We start from the raw sequence: 7,673 nt of genomic DNA, 5'->3' as shown, positions 1-7,673 counted from the left end.
GAACTGCTGGTTGATGTCGGCGCGCACGATGGCCGGGTGTACGAAGGGGCTGACGACAAGCGCGAGTGCCGCGCTGAAAAGGGTGGCACACACAAGCCGACCCACACGTGCGTGACGGGCGCGACTCGTACTCGGGCGGGCAATCATGGGGAGACTCCTTCTGTGTAGTCATGCCGCCGGTCTGGGCGGCACCGCGGGCTCGTCGCCGTTCACCGCCTGCACGGGGGTTCCGATCGTGGGGAGGCTGCCGTCACAAGGAACCTTCATGGCACTCACCGCGATACTGCGACCAACCTCCGTGTAGGCGGCGAACTGCCCCTCGGAAAACCATTGGTCAGATGTGTTGTCGTGAGGGAACTCTGCGCCGCCACTCTGCGCGGCGTAGGTCAAAACCCAATCGGGCAACTCCTGCCACAACACCGCTTTGGCGATGATCAGCCATCCGGTTCGGGCTTCCTCCGTTTCGATGCCAGCTGCGTCGGGGTAGGTGATTCTTCCCCGTGCCACAGCGCATTTGGTGACGCGGGCGTTGAGGCTGCAAAACGCATGACTATCGACGAACTGGTCGCCGGATCCCGGTGCGAGATTTTCCACACCGAACGGTCCGCCGTTCTCCATAGTGATCTCGACGCCGAGTTCGAATCTCGCGAGTCTGATTGCTTCGGACAGACCGGACAGCAGCGGAGGAGCGTCGCCGCTACTGTCGATGCAGTAGATCAGTCGACACCGCCGACGCAGGGCCTCGACGAGGCCAAGGTTTTCGTAGTGTCCACCGTCGGTGACCTGAACGAGTCGCGCATCGAACTTATTGATTCCTAACAGCTCTCGGTAGAAATACCCGGCTCCCCGCACCGAAGGCAGCGCCTTGGGGAAGGAAGGGTCGGCAGCTTTGAGCTGAGCGTTCCTCACGAAAAGCGGGTTGGGAAGCCAGGTTCCAAGCCGCGCACCGGATAGCGCCAGCAGCGACTGAATGCCTTTGCCCTGTCTTCCCATTGCCGAGGCGAACGCTGCTCCGCTCACCGCTATCGCTGCTTGTACGGTGAGATCGCGTTCAATGCGCGGGGGTGACGCTTGGCGAACTTCCGCAGTCTTGAGCCAGCCAAGGGCCGGCCCCCCAATGTAATCGGCGGTCATGACGAACGACACGGCATTGAGGCCGGGTGCGGGCCGGATGTCACCGTCAGAGATGGCGGCGGCCGCGGCGAACACGAATTTCGGACCACCCGCCTGCGCCTTGCCGTACTGATCAAGCCACGTCGACTCGCAGCGGCTGTACTCCACGGCCTTCCCGCGGAGGCGGCGGACCGCGAATGCGTGGGCCAATCGTTGCCGATAGAACGGATGCAGGCTCAGCGAGGTCACATCAAAGCTACTCAGCAGCAACGCAAGCAGCGCAATCCCACCCAGGTATAGCCACTGAACGTCAGACGTCAACGGCTGGCGGCTGCGGCTTGGATGGAGGATCGCCTGATCGATCTCCATGTTGAAGACGTAGCCGGCGGCGATTCCGAGCAATAGCAGCCATGCGACCAGCAGCACGCCCAGGGTCAACACGACTAGGGCGATGCGCACGACTCCCGACGGGACGAATTTCAGCCACCGCGAGGGATTTGCCAGGCTGTCCTTTTTCGATGTCATCGAGACAAGCGTCGTCAAGTACTGCAGGCCTACAACCGCCGCGATACCGCCAATCGCGCCCAGCGGGCCTTTGTCCGGTCGCTGCACACACACCCACATCAGTGCGGGCCCGGCGACGCTGAGACCGAATACCAGCAAAGCCAACAACGCGGCCCTGCGGCCCAGCCAGCCGAAAGCGTTTTGCCCCGCGGTGCTCCACCGCGACGCGGAGGCCCATTCGCAGATCAGACCGCCAATGACGCAGATGATCACTGCCGCAACGGGAATCGCGATGGCCGCAAGCGCCGCTACCGGGCGGGCATGAAGCGCTTCGATATCCAACCGCTGGTGCGCATCCGGGTTAATCGGCGATACACCACCCTTACGGGGGACCACCGCCCTGAACGGAAAGTAATTGACGAATATGCCCAGCAGCCAGCCCAGGATGATGGCAGACGACGCCACGATGAGCAGTGATGCCAGAAGGTTCTTGAATACCTCGGCAAGCGCCCGCAGGAGCGCGAGCGGTGAATCAGCGAGGTAGTCACAGCGGCGGCGCAGGGAGTCGGATTCGACTGAGCCCGGGCTGAAGCGGTCTGACAACGGCGCGATCGCGCCACCGCCTCGACGGCCTCGGGTTGGCTCACGTTGAACGCCGAGCACCCGCGCCCCAGCACTGAACCCACCCCCCGACACCGAGATCACATAGTCGAAATCGTCAAGCGCCGGTGTGGCGGGCCATGCGTCTGCGATGGCACCTCGTGGGCCGGCGAGCTGCTGCATTGCGCCCATCGCCACACAGGCAGAGCGGATTCCGCCGCCGGACAAGCACAGCGCCGTTGGCTTCGGTACGGAGCCGTCATCGTGATTGCCGACCCGGCCTTCGCCGTCGGGTACGTAGTAGGCCTGACGCCAGGCCGCCTCGACGTCGCCTTCCTGTGGCTCCGGCGCCGGCGCCGACAGCGCGTCGTCCCACCAGTTTCTGCCGTCGTGTCGTCGCCGGTACGTGCGCATGCGCAGGTGCGACAGGACCACCCGGACTGTCGAGAAAACAGCTGCCGGTATCGCCATCACCGCCACGACAAGTGCGCACCATTTCACGGTTGCCATCGCCGCGGGCGCATTGATCCAGAATGCGTTCGGCACTCGGCCGAGCAACCCGCCAGGGGGCCGCGTCACTACGCAATAAATCAATGCGTCCTCGAGTAGGTGGGCGAACGCGGCGACTAGCGCCGCGGCAAGGATGTAATGGCTTAGCTTCTTGCCGGACTCGGAGAACGCCAGAAACGTAAAGACCAGGGCGCAGGTAAGCAGCACCAGGAAATAGCCCAGGATCACCCAGTGATCGAAGTCCAGGGCCTCACTCAGCGCCTTCGTCACAAAGGGAGGTATTCCCTTCCGGAGGAATTCTGGATTTTTGCTAAAGGTCACCGTGAACAGGTATTCCGGGTCGGCCTTCCCCCAATGCGCGGTGAACAGATATACGCCCAAGCCGACCGGGATGCCTATGGATGCCGCTTTCCCGCAGGCGCTTGCGATGGCGGACCACCAACGAAATCGTGTCGGCACGATGCTGCCTGGGCTTGCCGCTGCGGTCATGATGACCTGGCCAGTCGGTCTGTCGTGCACAGGGCTCTTCAAATCTTGGGCGTCCATGCCAACCCCTTTGCATCGCGAACGACGTGTTGTTTCGTCCCGCCCTTTAGGGTTCCGCCGTGGACGCCGGGACAGCTAGAGTAGTCGGCTACTTGAATCCTTCAGACCGCGCGCATGCGGCTCGTTGATGGATTCGCAACCCAGATCGCGTCGCTACGGCATTGACAACCAGGCGCCCCATTCAGGGATTGGTCCATCGATTCTCCTGAAACGCAAACGCGCTTCAGGCTGTGGCGGCTTGTACTCGTGACCAAAGGAGTTGCACCCCTGGGCCGTTGAGTTCGCCGACGTAGGGTAGGCGACCAGCCATGCTCATAACCAGCGCAAGGGTTGATCCGGTGACCAGGGAACCGCTGCCGGCGCCAAACGGCCCGTCGTCCGCCCGCAATTGGAGGCCGGCAACGTGGGTACGACTGGCAACAGTGAAGTTGCGTCGGGCGAAGAAAGCAGCCACGGGCGTGAGCGCATCGACGCTCGGTGTCCGCGTCAGTCCCAGAGGGCGACGAATGTCTTGAGCATGCACAACGACCTCACCGAGGTAGGCCGGGACATGGGCTGAGGGCGCGGTGGTGCTCTTGATAACGGCACGGAACCGATCAAGCGTCTCGGCGGGAGTGCTACCACGGTGCTCGACCAACCGCCGCTGGTTGTGCACGTCAGGGCGAAAACGCGCGCCGAGCATGCTGCGCAGCCATTTCCACCGATTCAGGCTCGCCGCGGCGGTCAGGTGCGCGACGACCTCCTCTACGTCCCATTTCCCGCACAAGGTGCCGTGCCGCCACTCCTCTTTGCTGAGGCCCGAAAGGTCCTCCGCCAGCGCCGCGCGCTCGACACGCGCCAATGCCCACAGGTCGTCGTGCTGGGGTCTCGCCATATCGCTCCATTCCTCACATTGGCCGTCACATCGGTGCCGTCATTTGGGGTAGACCCGCGCCAACTCCACAATTCATCGAACGCCGGCTTGAGAACCCGGGCCGCCGAGTCGGTGCATGCACCATTCGACCCAATGGGCTGAAAGACGTGTGCGGGGTCGGGCTTGCGTGATCCGCAGTCAGTGCACGATTCCGAGTTCTTGGTCGATCTGCGGCCAGTGTTGGGGGCCGCCCGGGGAGAGCAGAATCCAGTCGTGAATTTGGCCGTGGCCCAGTACGAAGCTCATCGGTGCCCCTTGGGCTACGGCTTCTTGCTGGAGGACAAGCGCCTGTGTTGCGAGTTGATCCAGCGAGCCCGAATAGACATACGTCGGCGGAAGTCCGCTGAGCGACCCAAACAGAGGACTCACCTCAGGGTTGGTCACGGAAAGATTGCCCGCCAACACCCTGCCGATCTGCCCCCCGGCCTGCCCAACGTCTAGCCACGGGGAGAGCAATACCATCGACGCCGGTACCGGATCACCGTGGGCCACCATGTATTCGGCGGCCGCCAATGCGAGGTTGCCACCCGCGGAGTCACCGATCACGCTGACGTGCGGGGCCCCGTGCGCGGCGATCTCCCAGGAGATGAGGCCGGCCATGTTGGGCACAACCGTGCCGGCCGTGCCGCCCTGCTGCAGCAACGGGTAGATCGGCACTTCAAAGGTCGCGCCGGTCTGGTAGGCCGTCACCGTGTAATTGAGCCAGTGGAAGATCGAGGGCGGGGTGATAAACGCGCCACCGTGAATGGCAACCACGAAGTCGCCGGTCGGATGAGCCGGCGTGATCTGCACGACGCTCATCCCGTTATACGTGGTGTGCTGCACCGTTTCTCCGAGCAGCAACGGCAACAACCGTGGCGGGGAGTTTCCGGCGAACCACGAGAGCGGCGGGATGTCGCTGGCAAACAGCGCCAAGAGTGGAGAGCCTGGGTCTGAAAATAGAAAATCGAGTTCGTTGTTGAATCCGGCGGCCAGTGTCGTGGGGATCTGCTGAACTTCCTGCTGAACATCGAGCAATGCCTGCTCAAAGGTCGCCAAAGGCGAAGCGTTGGCCGCCTCGGCGGCGGCATACGCACCGGCCGCACCCGTCAATGCCTGCACAAACCCCCCATGAAAAGCCACCGCCTGGGAGCTAAGAGCTTGATAGACCTGGCCGTGGGCGGAAAACAGCCCAGCGATTGCCACGGACACCTCGTCCTCGGCCGCGGCTGATAACCCAGTGGTGGCACCCGCCACGCCCTGGCTTGCCGTCGCGACCACCGAACCAATCGAAGCCACGTTCGTGGCAGCGGCGGACATCATCTCTGGCAACGCAAGAACATACGACACCGCGTCGCTCCCATTACCGGGTCCAATACCGATCGCCGAACAGCCAGAGCTTATGCCCACGCGGCGGAGGTCACGTAGAAGTTTGCAGGAACTACCTAAGTAGAGATGTGACGTGGGCATAAGCACGTCGCGCTAGGGCAAAGAGCTGTCAACGGGCGCATCGCCTAGGCCGGGTACGGGGGCGGATCCATGCCACAGATGGTGATCCCGCACCCCGGATCTTGACGTACCGGCGGTTATCGAACTTTCATCCGTTAACCAGCAGTCCTGGTGGAGCTGCCGGGAATCGAACCCCAGCTTCTACACCACATCGAGCTGCCTGTTCGCCTGCCCGCCCGACGAGCAGTTCGTGATGACCCTAGCGTCGCAGGAATAACGTGATATGTCATGTGTTGGACTGACCCAAGAGCTGTGGCATTACGCCGACTTCGAACATAGGAGATCACCATGGGTCAGCTTTCCGGCAAGACGGCACTTGTCACGGGCGGCAACTCCGGAATCGGCCTCGCCACGGCACAGCGGTTGGCAGCCGAAGGCGCACACGTCTTCATCACCGGGCGAAATCAGAAGACTCTCGACGACGCCGTGGCGTCGATCGGAGCGGGAGCAACCGGCATCCGCGGCGACGTGTCCAATCTCGAGGACCTCGACAACGTTGCCGATGCCATCAGGGCCCGTGGACGCGGCCTGGATGTTGTGTTCGCCAACGCCGGCGGAGGCGAATTGGCGACGCTGCCCGACGTGACCGTCGAACAGTTCGCCAACACATTCCAGATCAACGTTGGCGGAATCCTGTTCACGCTGCAGAAGGTGCTGCCCCTCCTGAAACCGGGAGCCTCGATCGTGTTGACCGGTTCGACCGCCGCGTACGGGGGCACACCCGCAATGGGCGTGTACGCGGCGTCGAAGGCGGCCATCCGTTCGCTGGGACGGACGTGGGCGGCTGAGTTGGTCGACAAGGGCATTCGGGTTAACACCGTCGTACCGGGTCCAGTTGAGACGCCGGGACTGAAGGGCCTGGCGCCGAGCGGCCAGGAACAGGCGCTGCTCGACGCACAGGCGTCGCACGTACCGATGGGCCGGGTGGGGCGGCCCGAGGAAGTCGCCGCCGCGGTGCTGTTCCTCGCCTCCGACGAGAGCAGCTTCATGACCGGAACCGAGCTGTTCGTCGACGGCGGCGAAAGACAGCTATAACGCTAGGGTGCTGCTTCTGCGGCATCACAGCAACGAGCGCTAACGTCCGGAAGCCGGTACCGCATCCGGACATAGGTCGGATATGGCAAAGCCCACCGCGGCTTCGGCCTGTTGGCGGGTAAGTTCCCGACCGCCACCGGAACGGGAGTTGGTGATTACCATTTCGGTGATCTGGCCCGGCGCTTCGCCGCCGTAGAGTCGCCAGCAGATAACGTTGCCGAACCCCACCAGGTCTGAGTTGTGCTTATCGTCGCGGTTGCCGATGCCGATGCTATTGAGGTGATCAAGGAAATCATCCGGACCCTGTGCCTGGGCTGGGATGGCCGCAGCGACTCCGCCGCCGAGCAATGCCCCAATCACTAACACCGTGCGCATACAACCGATAGCGGGTCTTCTTATGGCCATAGTTGGCGTCTCTTTATCTTTCACCTGTCGGCCGCAGGGCGATGTCGGCAATGATCAGGCCGCCTCTACGACCAGAACGTCACAATCGCACGTGTCGTCATGCCTGAAGCCATCGCTCAGAACCCACCCCTCGTAGCTCGGATGGATTCGCTTCGGGAAGCCGGAGCGACCCCTAATCCCGGACTTTTCCTGATTGCCTTTCGTCTTGTGGGGTGGCGTCGGTCATGGTGCCGACCAGCAGGCAGGGGGTGTTGGACCGATTGCTCCAGGCGTGGTTGGTGCCGCGGATGATGACGGTGTCGCCGGGCCGCATGAGCGTCTCATCGGTGTCGGTGACCAGGTAGATTTCGCCGCGCACGCAGGTGAGGCAGTCCAGCGTGTCGGTGCGGTGCATGCTGGGGTGTCGGGCGAGCTCGGTCTCACTGGGCAGGTGCTTCTGGTGAACCTGCTCATTGAGGCCGGCCAGCACGCGGCGGTGCTCGGCGACGTCGGGGTCGTCGGGCGGAATCTCCAGCGCCCGGCAGATCATCCCGCTCGGGAACGGTTCACGGCGTGCCCC

At 63.1% G+C, this 7,673-nt stretch carries 6 protein-coding genes; 1 reads left to right on the top strand and 5 read right to left on the bottom strand.

Annotation, left to right across the window (positions count from 1 at the left end):
• Window positions 1-168: 168 nt before the first annotated feature.
• The 3 genes from JWP83_RS23525 to JWP83_RS23515 form a co-directional block, all read right to left on the bottom strand.
• A complete protein-coding gene (locus JWP83_RS23525; RefSeq protein WP_297735604.1) occupies window positions 169-3,273 on the bottom strand; it encodes a hypothetical protein in 3,105 nt (1,034 codons plus the stop codon).
• A gap of 223 nt (window positions 3,274-3,496) precedes the next feature.
• A complete protein-coding gene (locus JWP83_RS23520; protein WP_297735601.1) occupies window positions 3,497-4,147 on the bottom strand; it encodes a maleylpyruvate isomerase family mycothiol-dependent enzyme in 651 nt (216 codons plus the stop codon).
• Window positions 4,148-4,324: 177 nt separating this feature from the next.
• A complete protein-coding gene (locus JWP83_RS23515) occupies window positions 4,325-5,515 on the bottom strand; it encodes a PE domain-containing protein (protein WP_297735607.1) in 1,191 nt (396 codons plus the stop codon).
• A 447-nt stretch (window positions 5,516-5,962) separates the two neighbouring features.
• On the opposite strand from JWP83_RS23515, the gene JWP83_RS23510 reads away from it, so the two are divergent.
• Window positions 5,963-6,709 carry an SDR family oxidoreductase gene (locus JWP83_RS23510; protein WP_297735599.1) on the top strand — a complete coding sequence of 249 codons (747 nt, stop codon included), beginning with the start codon at window positions 5,963-5,965 and terminating at the stop codon, window positions 6,707-6,709.
• Window positions 6,710-6,748: 39 nt separating this feature from the next.
• Here the strand turns inward: JWP83_RS23510 and JWP83_RS23505 are convergent, their stop codons facing one another.
• Both JWP83_RS23505 and JWP83_RS23500 read right to left on the bottom strand, forming a co-directional pair.
• On the bottom strand, window positions 6,749-7,084 hold the full coding sequence (locus JWP83_RS23505) for a DUF732 domain-containing protein (protein ID WP_297735596.1): 336 nt from the start codon (window positions 7,082-7,084) through the stop codon (window positions 6,749-6,751).
• Between the two features lie 202 nt (window positions 7,085-7,286).
• Window positions 7,287-7,673: cupin domain-containing protein (locus JWP83_RS23500; RefSeq protein ID WP_297735593.1), on the bottom strand; the 387-nt coding region annotated here is incomplete at its 5' end.

It is taken from the genome of Mycobacterium sp. (genome assembly GCF_025965855.1).
In the GTDB taxonomy this organism is placed as follows: domain Bacteria; phylum Actinomycetota; class Actinomycetes; order Mycobacteriales; family Mycobacteriaceae; genus Mycobacterium.
The sequence above is the reverse complement of the archived record's forward strand: the minus strand, read 5'-3'. Positions and strand labels throughout refer to the sequence as shown.

Excerpts from the sequence above, each read along its gene's own strand:
- JWP83_RS23525 (WP_297735604.1), bottom strand. The coding sequence starts at position 3,273 with ATGGACGCCCAAGATTTGAAGAGCCCTGTGCACGACAGACCGACTGGC.
- JWP83_RS23505 (WP_297735596.1), bottom strand. The coding sequence starts at position 7,084 with ATGCGCACGGTGTTAGTGATTGGGGCATTGCTCGGCGGCGGAGTCGCT.
- JWP83_RS23520 (WP_297735601.1), bottom strand. The coding sequence starts at position 4,147 with ATGGCGAGACCCCAGCACGACGACCTGTGGGCATTGGCGCGTGTCGAG.
- JWP83_RS23510 (WP_297735599.1), top strand. The coding sequence starts at position 5,963 with ATGGGTCAGCTTTCCGGCAAGACGGCACTTGTCACGGGCGGCAACTCC.